Here is a 17,876-nt window from a genome sequence, read left to right on the forward strand (position 1 = left end):
AAAGTCCTTGAGGGCGGATCTGACGTCGCCGAGACCAGCGCTGACTACCGCCTCGTAGTGCGGCCGGGCATCCATGAGAGCGGATCTGACGCCGCCTAGACCAGCGGTCTCGTAGTCCGGCCGGGCATCCATGAAAGCGGATCTGACGCCGCCGAGACCAGCCCTGACTACCGCCTCGTAGTCCGGCCGAAAGTCCTTGAGGGCGGCGAGATCGGCGCTGGCTGCGGCCGAGCTACCTGCCTCGCCCGGTGCGCGAGATTCACGCCTCACGTACACCGGTCCGTCAGGGTCGTCGGCTCCGTCGCTGATCGTCACGCTAACGAGCGTAGTGAGCGGATACGACATTTGCCGATGCGACCCTGTCCACCGCGGTGCCCGACCGAACCGAGGCGCAGCGCGGCGGCAATGAGATCATCGAGACACATCGGTTTTCACACATGTGTGCGGCCCTCCCCCGGTGAACTCGGCCGCGTGTTGCCGTAGATGAGCGAATCGAGCGCGGGCCGCCTCGACCTGAGCTGATCCGCAGGCCAACCGGATCGAACGGCTCAATCGCGCCTATGATCGAACGCATGTACGAAGACGATGTCACCGAGAGGCTCATCGCAGCGTTGACCGCCGCCTTCGGCGACCGACCTCGCTGGGAACTCAGCCCGAACCGATCCCACGGCTACTACCTCTGGTACGACCAGGGCCACGTGGGGATCGGGGAGATTCGGGACGTGATCGACTCCACACTCCGCCACGAGGCGGGTGTCATCCTGGCGCCTCGAGGCCCGCGTCCTGGCGAGTTCCCGCCCCTTGGGGGGATGTAGCTACGGCTTGCCCTCGCAGGCATGCGCATTGACGTAGCCGCCGCACCATGGGTAGGGGTCGACCTTCTCGATCTGCCAGCCGTTGTCGCGGCGAGCGTGGAACGTCCAGGTTTGCCGGTCGCCGGCGTAGGACATACCACTGCCGCCCTCGTCCCACCAGATCGGCTGCACCCCCACGTCGACCACGGCGCGCTGCTCGTCCGTCTGGTTGGTCGAGTTGATAGCAATTTCCAGCTTCGAGGGCTGGGTGTCGCCGCGTCGCATCTCGGCTCGGTAGGCGCGCCATTGGGCGATGAGGTCATCGCCCTGGTCGTCATCGAGGACGGCCGGAAGTCCGCCTTCACTGTCATAGCTGAGAGCCAGCAGGTATTCGTCAGCGGCGGCAGCCGGCGTCGGCGCACCCTTGCTTGCCTCCAGTGTCATACCGATGACCCAACTCAGCGGTGCACCGACACCAATGCCGCCGCAAGCGCACAGCAGGACCGGCAATAAGACAAGGGCGACCCAGCGACGGCGGACCGACCAGCCCTGCAATCGCCGAGCAGCCCGACCTTGCCATGCCCGAACACGCTCGCTCCCACCCATGGCATGAATCTACGACGATCGATCAAACCGTCGCGCGGTCTAGGAATTGTCGCCTCAGGAGGCGTCGCAAGGCCAGGCCACTACTCACGGCGCAGGATGGCGAGGCGGTCACGGCGACAGAGCTTACGGGTTGACACGCCCATCAAGCGGTCCTATTTCGTCACCGCAGTGGATGCGGCCCAGTCCACATCGCCACGGAAGCATCGTCGTGTCGCTTCGTCCGTGGGTAACGGATACCGTCGGGATCGTCGCATTCGATGCTCCGAACCTGGGCGATAAGTCCCGCCGGACCGAGCTTGTCGAGTAGATCGAGGTACTCGGGCCACCCGTGGATCGCCATCTGGTCAACTGGCCGCGTGGCGCCGTCAGAAAAGGCGCTTGCGCGGCGTGCGCTGCTGCGTGGGTAGCTGGCGGTACGCGCGTACTGTGCCGCGTTTGGATCCGCTGCGGCCACCCACCAACCGTCCGCCCGGTTGCGTGTCGCTGTCTGGCGTTTCACGAGCGCGGTGAGAGCTGCTGCGTGATCTGGTGTGCCGAACCGCATGCCGGCTACCGCGTCAGGCTCGGTGCCGCTGATTTCTTCGATGGACAGGTCACATGTGACCTCTGGCCCTGTGTCCAGGTCGACGACGATCGACACGTCCGACAGTGCGAGTGCGTCAATGCTCTCAGTGCCGATGCGCAGAATGCCTACGGCTGCGCACGGGGTTCCGGGGCTGTTCAGATCGCACGTGCCGCGGTGGAGGTCAGCCACGGCGGCGATTCCGGCTGCAAGCCCCTCGGCAAGTGGTCGATTCGGGGTGCCAACGAGAGCGGCCAGCGTTTGTACGCCGAGTTGTTGGGCGTACCAGGCCACGCCGTGGTGGCATCCGCCGAACGGGATGCCGGCGCCGTCAACGACGACTGCGAGATCGGTGGAGGCGACGGCGAAGTCTTCGTTGGGACGGCCGGGCGCGGCGTCAGTGGCGAGGGCGAACAACGGCGAGACCTCCGTCACGCGGTGGTGGCAAGCAGGGCATCGAAGCGGACAACGGCGGGGCGACTCGCCCATGGGCGAAGTTGCCCGGAGAGATGCCGCAGGTCGTTGATGGTACGAGACGATCCGGTCGCCACGGCAATGGCGAGCGACTCCTCGGCATGCGAGCATGCCACGTCAGGGTCTTTGCCGAGTGCGTACGCCTGCGCGAGACGCGAGAGGTACTGCCCGCGGTCCCGGTGGTAGTCCGGTGGAAGGGTCTCTAGCACAGTGGTGAACGCGGACACAGCCTCTTCGGCGCGGCCCAGCTCTAGGTGCACCTTGGCGCGGGAGATGTTCAGATACAGCCCCATGTCGCAGTAGCGCCCGCTGGATGGGTCGCCATCTTCTGGGGTGTCGGCGCCGCCATCGGCAAGAAGTAACTCAGCAAGGCCGAGTGCGCGGTCTGCCTCAAAGGCTTCGTGGTGGACGGCATGCCCAAGGGCTTCCGTCTGCGCAGCGATGGTACGGATGCGCGCCGTCTCGGGTGATTCGCTACGCAGTGAGACGCGTGCCAGCCGGGCGGCAAGGGCGCCATTCCTGGATCCAATGGCCTGGACCGCACGCCGCGTCATCACGAATGCGGCCATGCGCTCATCCTGACCTGCCTCGGCCCACTCCAGCGCTCGCCGGTACCAAGCTATCGCCCCAGCAGGATCACCGGAATCTTGACTCAGCCATCCAGCGAACTCCGCATAGCCGGCGCCCACGGTGAGCAGGTTGTCCAGCGTCTCGCCGCCTGCATGCTGGGCGAGCCGCTCGATCGAATCTGCATGCGCCGTGATGACCGGAAGTAGCGCCCGCGGTCCCAGCAGATTGTCAGAGGCGTAGTGATACCGGAGCCCCTCTCGAAGCGAGTCCAGCAGTTCAGGGGTGGCTCGCTTAGGCCCGTTGACCGCTGATGGGGGTGGGCCTAGGACAACGGCTGAGGACGGCTGACCGCTTGCCGTTTCGGGCAGCCCGGCCAACTCTTCCATCTTGAGTGCGAAGCGTGCTCGCACTTCGTCGTTCGCCCGCTTCAGGGAAACATCAAGGAGATCCTGTGTTCGCAGCGCCAGCTCGCCCGCTGGCTGAGCCTCCCACTTGGCGACGCCGCGGGCCGAGACGCCCAGATGTGCCGCGAAGTCGTCACAGGACATCCGCAGCGCGAGCCGAAGCGATGCCGCACAACGTCCGTTCCAGGTCGAGACGACGATCATCAGCCCTCCTCCTGAGTCAGCAACTCTGTCCGGAGTGTAACGACGGCCCCCTATGTCCAGGGAAGACCAAGTGCAGACCCGGTGCCGGTTGAGTTCCGGAACAGTTCATGGCCGGTCCGAGGCGCCTGGCGTTGACTGTGAGCAGCAACAACAAAGGTCAAGCACAAAGGAAGGAGGCGGTCCGGGTGAGGCATATGTCAGGACCGTTTCGGGCCGGGCGCGGCCGGCGGAATCCCGCCTTCACGAGCCATCCGGCGAATGTAGGCACCGGTGAAAGGCGAAAGTCGTTCCACCTCAACCGGGGTAACGCCCTCCCGAAGCGCTGTCAGTACTGCGGCGATGGTTTCGTCTCTCGCCTTCTCGTGATCACTGGCCGTCTTCCGGTACCGCCTGGTCGCGGTTTCTAGATCTTTCCGCGGGTCACTCACCCAACGAGGGTAGCGCAACCATGTTGCGCTTAGACCTAGGTTGCGATAGCTTGTTGCGCAACACGGTTTCGTATGTTGGTCGCCGCGAAGGCGGGTTCGGTGGTCAGGGCTGTTGGCCCGTCCATCGACTTGCAATCGCTGTGCGCAGGTCAATTGAGAACTTCACAGCGTGACAGAAGACGGCGCGTCGAACGCCCTGCCCTTAGTCCGCATTGAGCCGCTTGGCGGCCGACCTCCGCGAGTGAGCCGGGGCGAGCGGATCGAGGGTTGAAGGGCTGGTACCCGCGCTGTCGGCGACCCCTTTGGGTCGTTCTAGCTGGACCTTTTGAGGGCTGGTCGCAGCTCGACCGCACTGTGTCAGGCGCGGTTCGCGCTGCGACCACCCTGCACCCCCTTTCCGATTCGCTCTCTGTGGAGGTTTCTTGCCATGGCTTCGATTGCCTCGATGGTTCGCGTTTCCGCACGTCAGAGCGCCGTCTGGCGCCGCTGTACGGGATGCACGCTCCTCGCGCCGCTCTCACCGGCCGCTACTCACTGCAAGTCCTGCCGAGCCGAGCCGCAGGCGGCGCGTCCGCGGCGGCTGAAGGCCGCCTAACACTTCGAAGGAAAACGATCATCGATGCTGCTCAACCTGAACGACAACGACGCTGACGAGCCGACGCCGGATGATCTGGCCGCGATCGACGCCGAACAGCCGCTGATCACTGCCGAACTGATGTGGCTGAACGCCGAGATCACCATGTTGAACGCGGACGAGCGCGGCGGGCCGAGCCCGCTGGACTGGCGGCGGCTCCGCCGTGCCGAGGCCCGCGTCATCCGCGAGACGTTCGCGTACGTCGCTCGCAGCACGGCCCGTTCCAGCTCGCCCCGCGCGGCCTGATGGCCCGGACCTGGGCCGCGTTCCACGACGCGGATGGCGCCCGGTACGGCATCCCCACTTACTGGTGGCGAGGTGCCCCGGCCGGTTACGCCACCAGCCGTCAACTGCGTGCACGCGGTCTCTGCCCCGGCGGCAATCCGGTCGCTGCGCAAGTGCTCTGTCACGGCGTCGGCGGCACCCGCGCCGCTTACCTGTACCGGCTCGACCTCGCCCGACCCCAACGCGCCGCGACTCCGGCTGTTCTCGCCGCGCTCGCCAAGGCGATGCGCGCTCGCCGCACCTGCCCGACCTGCCGCCGCGTGCGGCCTTATGTCATCCCGCGCTCGCTCGGCGAGTGCCTTTCCTGCGCATCCCTGGAGGCTGCCGCATGACTGACCAGACCACGATCCGCAGCGCGTACGCGCCGGGCATCGGCTCGTTCGCGTCCGCTCTCGCTGGAGGGGGCAACTGATGACCGCCGCGACTCTGACCCGCACCGCCCGCAGCGCCTTCCCGCCCGCGGTGGACGACCTGATCCCGCTGGCCCACGACTACGCCGCCGAGCTGGGCACGACGCCTTCCATCAACCAGCTCAAGAAGCGGTTCCGGATCGGCGCACCGAAGGCCAAGACTCTCCGCGCCGCCCTGACCCCCGCCGAGCCAGAGCCGCTACGGCCGATCATCTTTGTCGAAGACGAGATGCAGAAGTACGACAACCAAGCGGCATTCGCGCCGCCCTCGGCATCGGTCGAGCCGGCCATCGCCGACGTGCCCGAGCTGCCGCCGACGAACGCGGACACCGACCCGCTCGCGGGGTGGATCCCGAAGCCGGTCGCACTGTCCGGCCAGCCGCTACCGCCGCTGCCGCCACGGCTTGACGACACTGAGATCGCCCGCCAGTCGTGGCCATCGTCCGCCGTGCCGGAGGCTGCGCCCGATGTCGCGAGTACCGAGCCTGCGCCGGCACGTGCCCGGTTCTCCCGGTACGGCATGGGCGCCCTGCTGACGGTGGTCGGGGTGTTGCTGGCCGGGGTGATCGTCGCCCCGATCGCCTTGTCGAGTCAGGACATCATCGCCTGGGCAGCCAGCCCGATCGGCCTGGGTCTGACCGGGCCGTGGCCTCTCGTGACGTTCTTCGCCCTTGATGCCGCCGCCGCCGTGTGTGTCGGCCTGGTCGTCTACTGCGCGTGGCGCGGCGAGTCGCCCGGGGTGTTCGCCTGGCTGGTGTGGGCGTTCGCCGGGATGAGCGCGTACGCGAACTACTCGCACAGCTCCGGCAGCGTCGCCCGCGACGCGGTGTGGTTCTTCCCCGCGATGAGCTTGGCCGGGCCGTTCCTGCTGGAAATCATCGTGCGCCGGGTGCGGCGCTGGGTGCAGGAAGTCACCGGGCAGCGCGCCCGGCACGCGGTCAGCTTCGGCTTCGCCCGGTGGATCCCCGGCGTGGGTGCGCTGCGGGAGACCTACGGCGCGTGGCGGCTGGCCCGCCTGGACGGCATCAACGACGCCGACCGGGCCGTGACTGCCTACCGCCGGCTTTGCCCCGATGGTTCCATCCGCGTCTTGCGCGCACTGCGCGAACGCGCCAACTGATTTCGCCCGGCGGCACAGCCCAAAGCCTGCAAGCACGTGCCGTGCCGCCGGTCCCCACCCCGTCAGCCCACGAGGAGCCTCCGGGAGAGGTGCCCAGTATGTCCGACCGTCAGTTGCACATCCAGCACGCCGAGGTCATCGACCGCAACCGCCAACACCGCCTCACCACTCAGGCCGAAGCGCAGCGCCTGGCCGACCAGCGCCGCGAACAGCAGGCCGTCCGCAGCGCCTGCCGCGACGACACCGACGAGATGTGACGGGCCGCATGATGTGGCGCCGTCACCACCACCTGAACGCAGAGGCCGCGGCGATGCTCGCCGCGGTCGCGTCCGAGTCGCTGCCCTACACCGACCCGCGTGCCGGCTACCCCGCAGCGGCCACCTACCGGGCCACCCGAACCCACGACCTCACACCCACATACACCGCCGAAAAGCAGCATGCGGACGGCGACGCTGCCGCCGACGAGATGTGAGCGGGGCGGCAGATGATGACTACCGCCCCGGCCTGCTTCGCCGCCGTGTTCGCCGCGTTGTTCGTCGCGCATCAGGTCGCCGACCACTGGGTGCAGACCGACCGTCAAGCCACCCGCAAGGGCAGCCCCGGCTGGCCGGGCCGGCGAGGGTGCGCCGCGCACGTGGCCACCTACACCACGACCGCCGCGGCCGCGCTGCTCGCCCTGGCCGCGGCGACCGGACTCCCGCTGAGCGCAGGCCGGGCGGCCGCTGGGCTGGCGGTCAGCGCGGTCACGCACTACGTCGCCGACCGGCGTACCCCGCTCAGGCGCCTCGCCGAGCTGGTCGGCGCGGCCCGGTTCTACACGCTCGGCGCCTGCCGTACGGGCCGTGACGACAACCCGTCGCTGGGCACCGGCGCGTATGCGCTGGATCAGTCCTTCCACTACGCGTGGCTGTTCGTCGCCGCGCTGATCATCGCCTGACTCAACCCCCTGGGAGAACCCGGTGAGTGAAGAAGAGATCGAGATCAACGAGGCACACGCCGAGCTGCGCACCCTGCGGACCGCACTGGCCGACCTGCACGCCTGGGCGGAACGCGTGCTCGACAACGAGCACACCGACCGGCAGTACATCGCCGAGCACCTGTCCACCGCAGCCGCGTCGCTCTCGACCGGCGACCCGGTGCCGGCCCGCCCGTACGACGACACCGACGAGTTCTAGCCGTGCTGTCCGCCGCCGCGCGCAATCCGTTGTTCCGCAACGGGTTCCGCGCGCGGCCCGCGACAGGCGCCGACCCAGGAGAGGGATCACATCAATGAACAGCAAGCCCAGCGATGACCTGTTAGCGGACATTGCCACCCCTGCCGAGGTCGCCTTGCTCCAGGCACGCGAGCGCATCAGGTTCGAGCAGCGCGAGAGGCAAGCCCTGCGCGAGCTTGCCCAGTTGCAGCGCTACGAACACGACGCGGTGAACGCCGACCGGGCCGAGCGTGACGACACCGACGAAGACGAGCAGTGAACGGAGACCCTGTCATGTTGGCTGGTAAGAACCTCGCCCGTGTCATCGGCGCCGGACTGCTCACCACCGCTGCTGGATGGATCCTCGCCGGCCATCCCGGACACCGCGTCGCCGGTACCGGCCTGACTCTGGCCGGGCTGGTCCTCATCGTCCTGCCGGTGTGGGCACGGATCCGGTCGACCGGCTCGGCCGGGCTGATCGGCCGGTGGGACCGACACGCCCGCCGCAACGCCGGCACCGCCTCCCGCTTCGACATCTGGCGCACCTCCTCGGGATGGGCGATGCGCCGCAAAGCCGCCGTGATCCGCCCGTCGCTCGCCTCCCTGTCGTGGTGGCGGCGCTGGCGGGTGCCGCTGCGCACCTTCGCCGTGCCCCTGGCGAGGGCGGGTCGGCAGACCGTGTGGACCTCCGGTGAGGAATCCACCCTGCGGATCGGCATCCCCGGCACCGGCAAATCCGCCGAACTGGCCAACCGGGTCATCGACGCGCCGGGAGGTGTGGTCGTCACCAGCACCGCCACCGACCTATACCACCTGACCGCCCCGCTGCGCCGCGGCCGGGGGCCGGTGCAGGTGTTCAACCCCGGCGGGCTCGGCGGGCTCACCTCCACGCTGCGCTGGTCACCACTGTCGCACTGCACCGACGCGGCGACCGCCGCCCGCCGGGCCGCGGACCTGATCGGGCCGACCGATGCGCAGGGCGGCGAGGGCGCCCGGTGGGCGGCACAGGCCCGCCGGGTCCTGGCCGTGTGGCTGCACGCCGCCGCACTCGGCGGCTACCGCATGGCCGAGGTGCAGGCATGGTGCGCCGACCCGGACACCGCCCGTGAGGCGATCCTGACCGCGCTCAAGACCTCGCCGCAGGCCACGGCGATGCGGCAGGCCGCCGCGCAGTCCATCGACATGAGCGCCCGCACCCGCGACGGCGTCATGCTCGCGATGGCCCCGGCACTGGCCTGGATCACGCTGCCGTCAGCCGCGCAGGTCGGCGACCCCGACCCGGACGCCGCCGTGTTCACGGTGGCCGAACTGACCGACCGGCGCGGCGCCCTGTACCTGCTCGGCGACGACGACGGCACCGTCGGCCCCCTGGTCGCCGCGCTGGTCGCCGAGATCGCCTACCAGGCCCGCCGGACCGCGGCATCCCGCCCGGGCGGGCGCCTCGACCCGGGCCTGACGATGGCCCTGGATGAGGTAGCGCTGGTCTGCCCGACGCCCCTGGACAAGTGGATGGCTGAGCTGCGCAAACGCTCGATCACCATCCACGCCGCCTGCCAGGGCCTCGGCCAGCTCCGCGAACGCTGGGGCAAAGACGGCGCGTCGATGATCCTCAACTCCGCCGCGGCGGTGCTGGTCTACGGCGGCTGCAAAGACGCCGAAGACCTGCGCGCCTTCGCCGACCTGGCCGGCGACCGGGAGGAGACCACTCACACCCGCGACGCCGACGGGCGGGTCACCGGCAGTAGCACCCGGCGGGTGCCGGTCATCGCCCCGGCGATGCTGGCCGGCCTGCCCAACTTCCAGGCCATGCTGATCCGTCGCGGGATGCGCGTCGCCGTCGTGCGCACACCGATCGTGTGGAAACGCCGCGACCTGCGCCGCGCCGCGAAACACCCCGCGGCCCGCCCGGCGAAGACCACTGCCCGGCGCATGCCCTCACCCAAGCCCCGCCCGGCCACCGCCGCCCGGACGGCCCGTTCCGCCGCCTGATCACCGAGGGAGAAACCAGAGATGACCACCGAACCCGACTTCGACCAGAACCAGCACTCCGACACGTTCGAGGCCCTCGCCCGCCGCTGCGAGGCCGGCGCCGAGACCCTGGAGCACGAGGCCGACCACGCCGCCGAGATCCTGGCGACCCGGGCCGGCGGCGACAAGGCCGACCCGCAGGAATGGGCCGCCAAGAACCGGGCCGCCGCGCACGCCGCCCGCGAGTACGCCGCGGCCCTGCGCGCCGAGGCCGGCGACCGCGGTCCGCTCGCCCGGATGACCCCGGACCGGCTCGCGCAGGCCGACCAGGTGGCGTCAGCCGCGAACCTCGGCGGCATCCTCATCGACGGACGCCGCATGGCCGAGCGGCAGGCGCAATCCGACTCGGTCTTCGACGAGAGCCACCGGCGGGCGTGGGAGGCCGGCGAGCACCCGAGCCAGGTCAAGGCCGCCGAGATCGAGGCCACCGGTCAGTTCACGCACGTCGCCGAGACGATCAACGGCGTCGAGCAGGTGCCGTTCTGGCGCCTCGGCTGGTCCACCGACGAGTCCGTCGCGCAACGGCAGACAGAACGCGCGGACAGCGACGGCGACGAGTTTTAGATCCGCCCGGAGCGCGGCCTCACGGTTTCGCGGCCCCTTGGCCGCGCTCCGGTCCCACCCCGCAGAACCTTCCTCAGAACCACAGGGAGAGACCCTGATGTTGCCACCCCTCCGAGAACTACTGAACCGGCTCCGGCCCCCACACCTCTGGTGGCTCGGCAAGCCCTACCGGGTCACGATCATCAACACCGCGTCCGGGGCGTACCTCCAGATCCACCACACCCAGGGCACCGAGTGGGTCGAACTACCCGCCCGGACCGGTTCCGGCGACCGGTCCGACGACCGTCAGCGTGCCGCCGCTGCCGCTGCTCTTGGTAGTCGCGGACTCACCTGGACGCTGCCCTGGCAACTGGACTCCCACGGTGACCTCACCGCCGAGGTCACCCCGCTCACCCGACGGGAGGACCCCCGATGAGCGAACCCACCCCGGACCCGGCGGGCTTCGACTGGACCGCCGCCGAGCACGACGTTGCCGAGGTGGTCGACCTCGACGCCGAGCGGACCCGCCGGACCGCGGTGCCGGTCGACCCGAACGCCGACGACACCGAACCCGACGACGATGCGGACGGTCCGGCCGGGCCGGTGATGGTCGACGGGATCGACGCGCAGCGCCGGCCCCGGTTCACCCTGTCGGGGTTCCGTGACGCGACCCGGGTGCCGATCGTCCCGTCGTGGCTGAAGTCCGGCACCGAGTTCGTCAAGAACGCCGCCGCGCTGACCGGCTTCGGCGTGCACTCCCTCGGTTTCCACACGGTGCGGGTGCCCCTGTACGCCGCGGTGCTGACCATGCGGGCACCGCGCGGCTTCGCCCGGATCTGCCGGGGCTACAACCGGTGGCTGTGGGACCTCGAAGGTGAGCCGGTACGACAGTCGATCGTGCGGGCCGCGATCGACCACCCGGAGGAAGCCAAGATGTACGACCGGCTGACCAGCAAACGCGACCGGCGGGTCCGCTGGCGTGGCCTGGTCACCATCGCCGTCGCCGTAGCCCTGATCGCCGCGGTCGGGGCGGTCATGCTCGCCCCGACCTCCGTGCAATACACGGCGCTGGCGGTGCTGGTGGCCGCGCTCGGCGTGGCCGGCGCACCGACCGGTAAGCCGCTGCTGCGCACGGCGGTGGTCCGCCACGACGCGGCCCCGCTCACCAGCTCGGAGGTGTTCGCCGCCCTCGCCGCGCTGAACATCAAGGGCATCAACGACGCCATCCGCCGGGGCGACAACGGCAGCCGCTGGTTCCCCGCCCCGATCACCCGCGAGAACGGCACCGGCTGGCGCGCCGACGTCGAACTCCCACGCGGCGTGACCGCCTCCACGGTGGTCGAGAAACGCGAGGAACTGGCCGCCGCGCTGACCCGCCCGCTCGGATGTGTCTGGCCGGAGGTCAACGCCGAGGTCCACCCCGGCATGCTGATGCTGTTCGTCGCCGACAAGGACCTGTCGCGGGCCAAACAGGGCGACTGGCCGCTGCTGAAGTCCGGCGCGGTCAACCTGTTCAAGCCGTTCGCGTTCGGCACCGACCCCCGCGGCCGGATCGTCACCCTCACCCTGATGTTCGCCTCAATGATCATCGGGTCGATTCCCCGCATGGGTAAGACCTTCGCCCTGCGCCTAGCCCTGCTCGGGGCGTGCCTGGACCCGCGAGCCTGGATTCTGGCGTTCGACCTCAAGGGCACCGGCGACCTGTCGCCAGTGGAACCGGTCGCGCACCGCTACCGCGCCGGTGACGACGAAGAGGACATCGAGTACGGCATCGCCGCGATGCGCGAGATGCGCACCGAACTACGACGGCGCACGAAGGTGATCCGGGAACTGCCAGCCGACCTGTGCCCGGAAAACAAGGTCACCGACCACCTCGCCAGCATCCGCAAGCTGGGCCTGCACCCGGTCGTCATCGGCATCGACGAGTGCCAGATCTGGTTCGAGCACCCGAAATACGGGACCGAGTTCGAGGAACACTGCACCGACCTGATCAAGCGCGGCCCGGCCGCCGGTATCACCCTGATCCCGGCCACCCAGCGCCCCGACGACAAGAGCCTCCCCACCGGGATCAGCGCGAACGCGGTGCTGCGGTTCTGCCTGAAGGTGATGGGCTACCGGGAGAACGACATGGTGCTCGGCCAGTCGATGTTCAAGAACGGCATCCGCGCCACCATGTTCGCCCGCCGCGACAAGGGCATCGGCTACCTCGCCGGAGAGGGCGACGACCCGACCATCACCCGCACCTTCGAGATCGACGGCCCGACCGCGAAAACCATCGTCGTGCGGGCACGGACCATGCGGGAGAAGGCCGGCAACATCACCGGCCACGCCGCCGGGCACACCGTCAACACCGACGCGGTCCGCCGCGACACCATCCTCGAAGACGTCGCCGCGGTCATGTCCGACCAGGACCCGAAGCTGTGGTCCACGGTGATCGTCAAGCGCCTCGCCGCCCTGCGCGCCGACGTCTACACCGGCTTCACCGCCGACCAGCTCCGCGAAGCCCTCAAGGTCCACGGAATCAAGACCGGGCAGGTGTGGGGCAACGACCCCGACACCGACGAGACCGGCAACCGCAAGGGCATCACCCGCGATCACGTCCTCGAAGCGCTCACCAAGCGTGACCGCGACAACGGCACCGGCGGCCGGAAGTAGGCCGAGATCCGCCGCTAGGTCTAGCGGCACCCACCGCTAGACCTAGCGGCACCGCTAGCGGCACATCAATCCCCTGGCCAGCGCCCTAGCCTCTAGCGGCGCCGGCCCCTCACGCCCTGAAAACGGCCTGTGGAGGCATTTCGTGATGACCCTCGCCGCGCTAGCTAGCCTGATCATCGCCGGTTACGCAGCGTTCTACCTGATCATGTGTGGCGCGTTCCCGTTCGGCAACTGCCGACGCTGCCACGGCACCGGAAAGCTCTACTCGAAGATCTTCAGCAAGTCGTTCCGGCTCTGCCCGCGCTGCGAAGGCACCGGCCGCCGCGTGCGCATCGGCCGCCGCGTCTACGAGTACCTGCGCGGCGAGTACAAGACCGGCAGCCGATGAGCCGCGCAGCCCGGCTCCCCAAGACGTGGGGCGACCCGGAACACGCGCTCATCGTCCCGACCGCCTGCGGCGGGTTCCTCCTGTTCATCAAGTTCAGCAACACCGGGCGCCGGCGCACCGGCGTCGACCTCGGCACCCGGTGGGACGACTACGACGTGCCCGACGACCGCGAGATCACTGCGGCGGCCGAGGGCCTGGCCCGGCTCGGGCTCACCCTCACCGCCCCGTGGACGCCCGGCTCCGAGCGCTACTCGCTGACCGCACCCGTCGCCCTCGCACCCCGCACGCCGCACCTGTTCGCCCGATGGATCACCGCGCTCCGCGTACGGAAGGCAGGCACCCGATGAGCGTCCGCACCATGACCCGTTTCCACCGCGATCCCACCCCGCACACCGACTGGTGTAGCCGCGACCACCGCTGCGGCATCAACGAGCACCGCGCGGCCGACGTCGAAGCCCGCGAGGTCGGCGGCCGGGCCTGGATTACCCGCACCCGGGCCGGCGACGTCGAGTACGCCGAGGTCCGGATCCGGATCCCGTTGCACCGCATCGAAACCGGCGCCCGCTGGCAGCTCTCACTCACCCTGCGGCTCATCCGCGATCTGCTGACCGCTGTCGCCGTCCGGCCCGGTATCACCCGCACCGGACAGGCGGCCGTCGACACCACCCGCGGGCGGCGGGCAGTCGGGAGGGCCGCATGAAGATCCGAGCCTTACTCACCCGGCTCTTCTCCGGAGACACCGCGCAGGCGCCGACCAGCGCCGCGCACGGCAGCACCCACCGAGCCGAGGCGGGCGCTCAGATCGAGCCGCGGACGGCGTGGCGGCCGACCGCGCGCAGCGCCTACGGGCGATACATCCAAGCGTCGCAGCACCGGCAGGCCGCCATCGAGGCGATTCACCAGCGCGGCATCGAGCGTGGGATCGACCCGAAGGATGTCCTCGCCGCCTATGACCGTCTCGACGCCGGGCTGCGCGCCCACGGATGGCACCCCGACCAGTTCGACCACGGCTTCGACGACGAAGCCCCGATCGACGACTTCATGGACCGGACGGACGTCGACTACGACCCCCGCATGGCCGCCTACGACGCGCGGACCGCACGGCGCGACAACACGGACGCAGACGAGGCATGAACCTCTACGCGACCAACGACGGCCGGTTCCCTGACGACAGCGACGTCGAGATCCGCTACCCGATGACTGACGACCAGGTCCAGCGCGGCGAGTGGCCGTGGGTGGCCGGCTGGATCGCCGGGCAGTGCGGACCGAACGAGTGGGACATCGTGGTCGAAGGTGCCGGGCCGACCAGCTACGACGACGACGGCGAACCGCTCTACTCCGCGGCGTACCGCGACGCCTCCGAGATCCGCCCGGCCGCCGCACGCAGCGTCGCCGACCAGGACGCCGGGGACGAGGACGCCGCATGAGCCGCCCGCTGCCACTCGACGCGCACACGCCGAAGCGCATCCAACGCCGCCGCACCGCGGGATGGCGGATGCCCGGTAACACCGTCTACGTCGGACGGCCCACCCGCTGGGGCAACCCGTTTCCCGGCAGTTACTTCGGGCCAGCCGAGGCCGTGCGGCTCTACCGCGAATGGCTGGCCGGCACCGACCACCTCGGCTACCCCGACGCTGGCCAGCGCCGACAGCGCGCCCTCGACGGCCTGAGCAACCTCTCCGGCCGCGACCTCGCCTGCTGGTGCCCGACCGGCCAGCCCTGCCACGCCGACGTCCTGCTCGCCCTCGCCAACCCCACGGCCGCACCTGCGGCCGACCAGCGGAAGGACCGCCACCTCATGACCACCGCACCCACCCCGCGGCAGCGTCTCATCGACGGCCTGCGCGACCTCGCCGCCTTCCTCGAACAACACCCCGAGGTGCCGGTGAACGGCTATGCCTCCATCGACTACTGCGTGGACGGCGACGACGACACGACCGGGCTGGAAAACGTCGCCGCTGTCGCCGAGCTGGCCGGGGTCGCCGTGACCGACGTCGGCGGTCGGCCGGTCTGCGCGGACACCACCCACTTCTACGCTCGCCGCCGGTTCGGCCCGGTCGCGTACGAGGCCACCTACATCAAGCGCCGCGAGATGGACGACTACGACGCCCTCATGTCCTACCGCGGCACCGTCCGCGCCGCCACCACCGAACGATCGGAGGTCAGCAGCCGATGACCATCAACGCCGTCAACCACCTCGCCGACGTCCGCGTCGAGATGAACCCGACCGAGCGGCATCTGTTCTCGGCCCTCGCGACCGGTCTGGGCTACACCCCGGCCGCGCTGACCGCCGACCGGGAGACCGTCACGCACCTGCGCGCGGTCGCCGGGATCGCCGCCCGTAGCGTCCGCGTCGACCTGGAGGAGCAGCTCGCCGAACTGCTGTTCGACGCCGCGCACGACGCCTGCGACGACGAATGCGTGGGGGGTGGGCGCCGCTGGTGCGAGCGGATGGCCCGCCGGCTCACCGACCCGGGCAACCCGCTGGCCGACATCGCCGACGAACGCGAACGCCAAGACGACCGGTGGGGAGAGCAGAACCCCACCCCGACGGCACCGGCGGCACGTACGACGTGATCCTCGCCGACGCCGCCCGCCGGGCATGCCAGCGCGAGGCCGAGGCCGGACATCGCACCTGGCGCAGCATCCTTTTCGAAGAGGTCGCCGAGGCGTTCGCCGAGACCGCCCCGGCCGCGCTGCGCGCCGAACTGGTGCAGGTCGCCGCCGTCGCCGCCGCGTGGATCGAGGCCATCGACCGGCGGCGTGCCTACCGAGTGCCCGGCGACCACGGCGATACGCGGGCCGAGAAGCAGGCCACCTCATGCTGACCGTGGCGGACTACTTCTGCGGCGCCGGCGGTTCCTCGACCGGCATGCACCAGGTCCCCGGCGTCCGCGTCGTCATGGCCTCCAACCACTGGCAGCTCGCCATCGACACGCACAACGCGAACTTCCCTGACGCCGATCACGACCGCGAGGACATCACCCGCATCGACCCGCGCCGGCACCCGTCGACGGACATCGGCTGGTTCTCGCCGGAGTGCACCAACTGGTCGGTCGCCAAAGGCCGCAAGGTCGACTACGACGGCAAACCGGCCCAGCTCGACCTGTTCGCCCAGGACGACGAGCCGCCGTTGCCGGACGAGGCAGCGATCCGCTCGCGGATGCTGATGCAGGACGTCCCCCGGTTCACCGAGGTCCACCGCTACCGGGCCGTCATCGTGGAAAACGTCACCGACGTCCTCAAATGGCAGCACCTGGACGAGTGGCTGCGCCGGATGCGGCTGCTCGGCTACGCCCACCGCACCATCGTGCTCAACAGCGCGTTCGCCACCGTCTACGGGCCGGGTGCGCCGCAGCTCCGCGACCGGGCGTACTTCGTGTTCTGGCGCGAGGCGTATCGGGCGCCGGACTTCGCGAAGTGGACCCGGCCGCGGGCATGGTGCCCGACCTGCGGTGACGTCCGCGCCGTGTACGTCGACAAACGGCCCGGCGTGCGTCGCACCATGCGCTACGGCCAGCAGTACCTCTACCGCTGCCCGGCCACCTCCTGCCGGGGCCGGACGGTCGCCCCATACGCGCTGCCCGCAGCGACGGTCATCGACTGGGCGGAGCCGGCGCAGCGGATCGGGGAACGGGCCAAGCCGCTGGAGCCGAAGACCCTGGCACGAATCGCCGCCGGGCTCGCCCGCTACACCGGGCCGCTGCTGAGTCCCGCGGGCGGGACGTGGAACGACGACGCCCGGCCGGTCAGCGAACCTATGCGGGCGAGAACGACCCGCGAGTCCGACGGACTGGCGTGCCCGCCGATGCTGGTGCCGGTCGAGGGCCGCGACGGCAAGCAGGCCCGTACCGTCGGCGAGCCGATGCGGGCACAGACCGCCCGCGCCGAGAACGCCCTGGTGATCCCGCTGCGCAACAACGGCATCGCCAAACCGGCCACCGAGTCGCCCCTGCTCACCTTCGCGGCGGGCGGCACCCACCAGGCGCTGCTGATGCGCAACAACACCACCCACGGCGACCAGGGCCAGATGTCCACCCCGGTCGGCGAGCCGATGCGGGCGCTCACCACCGCCGGGCATCAATCCCTGATCCGCTTCGATCACCTCACCTACGGCTACGACACCGGCAAACTCCGGCCCCTCGGCGTGCCGCTGCCCGCGCAGACCACCGTCGAAGGCGACGCCCTGCTCGGCACCGCCCCGGCCGCCGTGGACGTGGACGCCTGCACCTTCCGGATGCTCACGGTCGATGAGATCCGCGCCGGGATGGCCTTCACCCCCGGCTACACCCTGCTCGGCACGGCGAAACGGGCCAAGGTCCGGATGCTCGGCAACGCCGTCACCCCACCCGCCGCCCGGGACCTGGTCGCCGCCGTGGTCGAGGCCATCACCGGCGACGCGCTCGACCTCGCGGCATGAGCCAGGGCTGGCTGGACTGGCGCTCCCACAGCGTCGGTCCGGCCCGCCCGTGCCGGATCTGCCGACGTCCGGCGATCTGCCGCGACGAACACGACCGGCCATGTCACAAGGTCTGCGCCGAACAGCACCCCACCGGGTCGCCTGCTCAGGACCGGGAC

Annotated in this window: 26 protein-coding genes; 22 read left to right on the forward strand and 4 right to left on the reverse strand. The window is 69.9% G+C overall.

Annotation, left to right across the window (positions count from 1 at the left end):
- On the reverse strand, nucleotides 1–315 hold a 315-nt coding region (locus tag AB0F10_RS12575; protein WP_360623070.1), incomplete at its 3' end, for a hypothetical protein.
- A gap of 257 nt (nucleotides 316–572) precedes the next feature.
- On the opposite strand from AB0F10_RS12575, the gene AB0F10_RS12580 reads away from it, so the two are divergent.
- On the forward strand, nucleotides 573–815 hold the full coding sequence (locus AB0F10_RS12580) for a hypothetical protein (protein ID WP_360623072.1): 243 nt from the start codon (nucleotides 573–575) through the stop codon (nucleotides 813–815).
- Here the strand turns inward: AB0F10_RS12580 and AB0F10_RS12585 are convergent, their stop codons facing one another.
- From AB0F10_RS12585 to AB0F10_RS12595, 3 genes are all read right to left on the reverse strand, one after another.
- Nucleotides 816–1,400 (reverse strand): hypothetical protein, encoded by a 585-nt coding sequence (locus AB0F10_RS12585; RefSeq protein WP_360623074.1) that lies wholly within the window; start codon nucleotides 1,398–1,400, stop codon nucleotides 816–818.
- 160 nt (nucleotides 1,401–1,560) lie between these two features.
- Complete coding sequence (locus tag AB0F10_RS12590) at nucleotides 1,561–2,397, reverse strand: hypothetical protein (protein ID WP_360623076.1); 837 nt, start codon at nucleotides 2,395–2,397, stop codon at nucleotides 1,561–1,563.
- Nucleotides 2,394–3,614 (reverse strand): hypothetical protein, encoded by a 1,221-nt coding sequence (locus AB0F10_RS12595; RefSeq protein WP_360623078.1) that lies wholly within the window; start codon nucleotides 3,612–3,614, stop codon nucleotides 2,394–2,396. The genes AB0F10_RS12590 and AB0F10_RS12595 overlap by 4 nt, the downstream gene beginning before the upstream one ends.
- A 1,047-nt stretch (nucleotides 3,615–4,661) precedes the next feature.
- Between AB0F10_RS12595 and AB0F10_RS12600 the strand changes: the two genes are divergently transcribed.
- From AB0F10_RS12600 to AB0F10_RS12700, 21 genes are all read left to right on the forward strand, one after another.
- Entirely contained in the window at nucleotides 4,662–4,922 is a 261-nt protein-coding gene (locus AB0F10_RS12600; protein ID WP_360623080.1) for a DUF6284 family protein, read from the forward strand.
- Nucleotides 4,922–5,293, forward strand: coding sequence for an RRQRL motif-containing zinc-binding protein (locus tag AB0F10_RS12605; protein WP_360623082.1), 372 nt, complete (start codon nucleotides 4,922–4,924; stop codon nucleotides 5,291–5,293). The genes AB0F10_RS12600 and AB0F10_RS12605 overlap by 1 nt, the downstream gene beginning before the upstream one ends.
- A 130-nt stretch (nucleotides 5,294–5,423) precedes the next feature.
- Nucleotides 5,424–6,491, forward strand: coding sequence for a hypothetical protein (locus AB0F10_RS12610; RefSeq protein ID WP_360623084.1), 1,068 nt, complete (start codon nucleotides 5,424–5,426; stop codon nucleotides 6,489–6,491).
- Between the two features lie 98 nt (nucleotides 6,492–6,589).
- Complete coding sequence (locus AB0F10_RS12615) at nucleotides 6,590–6,748, forward strand: hypothetical protein (protein ID WP_360623086.1); 159 nt, start codon at nucleotides 6,590–6,592, stop codon at nucleotides 6,746–6,748.
- An 8-nt stretch (nucleotides 6,749–6,756) separates the two neighbouring features.
- The gene (locus tag AB0F10_RS12620) at nucleotides 6,757–6,963 is read left to right on the forward strand and encodes a hypothetical protein (protein ID WP_360623088.1); all 207 of its coding nucleotides are present in this window, start codon (nucleotides 6,757–6,759) and stop codon (nucleotides 6,961–6,963) included.
- Nucleotides 6,964–6,975: 12 nt separating this feature from the next.
- Entirely contained in the window at nucleotides 6,976–7,428 is a 453-nt protein-coding gene (locus AB0F10_RS12625) for a DUF3307 domain-containing protein (protein WP_360623089.1), read from the forward strand.
- Between the two features lie 22 nt (nucleotides 7,429–7,450).
- A complete protein-coding gene (locus AB0F10_RS12630) occupies nucleotides 7,451–7,666 on the forward strand; it encodes a hypothetical protein (RefSeq protein ID WP_360623091.1) in 216 nt (71 codons plus the stop codon).
- Between the two features lie 94 nt (nucleotides 7,667–7,760).
- Nucleotides 7,761–7,964, forward strand: a complete 204-nt coding sequence (locus AB0F10_RS12635; protein ID WP_360623093.1) for a hypothetical protein — start codon at nucleotides 7,761–7,763, stop codon at nucleotides 7,962–7,964.
- A gap of 14 nt (nucleotides 7,965–7,978) precedes the next feature.
- A complete protein-coding gene (locus AB0F10_RS12640; RefSeq protein WP_360623095.1) occupies nucleotides 7,979–9,673 on the forward strand; it encodes a TraM recognition domain-containing protein in 1,695 nt (564 codons plus the stop codon).
- 21 nt (nucleotides 9,674–9,694) lie between these two features.
- Nucleotides 9,695–10,276, forward strand: coding sequence for a hypothetical protein (locus AB0F10_RS12645; protein WP_360623097.1), 582 nt, complete (start codon nucleotides 9,695–9,697; stop codon nucleotides 10,274–10,276).
- 97 nt (nucleotides 10,277–10,373) lie between these two features.
- Nucleotides 10,374–10,691, forward strand: a complete 318-nt coding sequence (locus AB0F10_RS12650) for a hypothetical protein (RefSeq protein WP_360623099.1) — start codon at nucleotides 10,374–10,376, stop codon at nucleotides 10,689–10,691.
- A complete protein-coding gene (locus AB0F10_RS12655; protein WP_360623101.1) occupies nucleotides 10,688–12,910 on the forward strand; it encodes a cell division protein FtsK in 2,223 nt (740 codons plus the stop codon). The genes AB0F10_RS12650 and AB0F10_RS12655 overlap by 4 nt, the downstream gene beginning before the upstream one ends.
- A gap of 142 nt (nucleotides 12,911–13,052) precedes the next feature.
- Nucleotides 13,053–13,298 (forward strand): hypothetical protein, encoded by a 246-nt coding sequence (locus tag AB0F10_RS12660; protein WP_360623103.1) that lies wholly within the window; start codon nucleotides 13,053–13,055, stop codon nucleotides 13,296–13,298.
- Nucleotides 13,295–13,645, forward strand: a complete 351-nt coding sequence (locus AB0F10_RS12665) for a hypothetical protein (protein WP_360623105.1) — start codon at nucleotides 13,295–13,297, stop codon at nucleotides 13,643–13,645. The genes AB0F10_RS12660 and AB0F10_RS12665 overlap by 4 nt, the downstream gene beginning before the upstream one ends.
- A complete protein-coding gene (locus AB0F10_RS12670; protein WP_360623107.1) occupies nucleotides 13,642–13,998 on the forward strand; it encodes a hypothetical protein in 357 nt (118 codons plus the stop codon). The genes AB0F10_RS12665 and AB0F10_RS12670 overlap by 4 nt, the downstream gene beginning before the upstream one ends.
- Entirely contained in the window at nucleotides 13,995–14,432 is a 438-nt protein-coding gene (locus AB0F10_RS12675) for a hypothetical protein (protein ID WP_360623109.1), read from the forward strand. Before AB0F10_RS12670 ends, AB0F10_RS12675 begins: the two co-directional genes overlap by 4 nt.
- On the forward strand, nucleotides 14,429–14,725 hold the full coding sequence (locus AB0F10_RS12680) for a hypothetical protein (RefSeq protein WP_360623111.1): 297 nt from the start codon (nucleotides 14,429–14,431) through the stop codon (nucleotides 14,723–14,725). Before AB0F10_RS12675 ends, AB0F10_RS12680 begins: the two co-directional genes overlap by 4 nt.
- On the forward strand, nucleotides 14,722–15,474 hold the full coding sequence (locus AB0F10_RS12685; protein WP_360623113.1) for a DUF4326 domain-containing protein: 753 nt from the start codon (nucleotides 14,722–14,724) through the stop codon (nucleotides 15,472–15,474). Before AB0F10_RS12680 ends, AB0F10_RS12685 begins: the two co-directional genes overlap by 4 nt.
- Nucleotides 15,471–15,875: a hypothetical protein gene (locus tag AB0F10_RS12690; protein WP_360623115.1), complete on the forward strand. Its 405-nt coding sequence runs from the start codon at nucleotides 15,471–15,473 to the stop codon at nucleotides 15,873–15,875. The genes AB0F10_RS12685 and AB0F10_RS12690 overlap by 4 nt, the downstream gene beginning before the upstream one ends.
- Entirely contained in the window at nucleotides 15,824–16,126 is a 303-nt protein-coding gene (locus tag AB0F10_RS12695; RefSeq protein WP_360623117.1) for a hypothetical protein, read from the forward strand. The genes AB0F10_RS12690 and AB0F10_RS12695 overlap by 52 nt, the downstream gene beginning before the upstream one ends.
- Nucleotides 16,120–17,718 (forward strand): DNA cytosine methyltransferase, encoded by a 1,599-nt coding sequence (locus tag AB0F10_RS12700; RefSeq protein WP_360623119.1) that lies wholly within the window; start codon nucleotides 16,120–16,122, stop codon nucleotides 17,716–17,718. Before AB0F10_RS12695 ends, AB0F10_RS12700 begins: the two co-directional genes overlap by 7 nt.
- The last annotated feature ends 158 nt before the right edge of the window (nucleotides 17,719–17,876 follow it).

The sequence above is a fragment of the Actinoplanes sp. NPDC026623 genome (assembly GCF_040638275.1).
Taxonomy (GTDB): domain Bacteria; phylum Actinomycetota; class Actinomycetes; order Mycobacteriales; family Micromonosporaceae; genus Actinoplanes.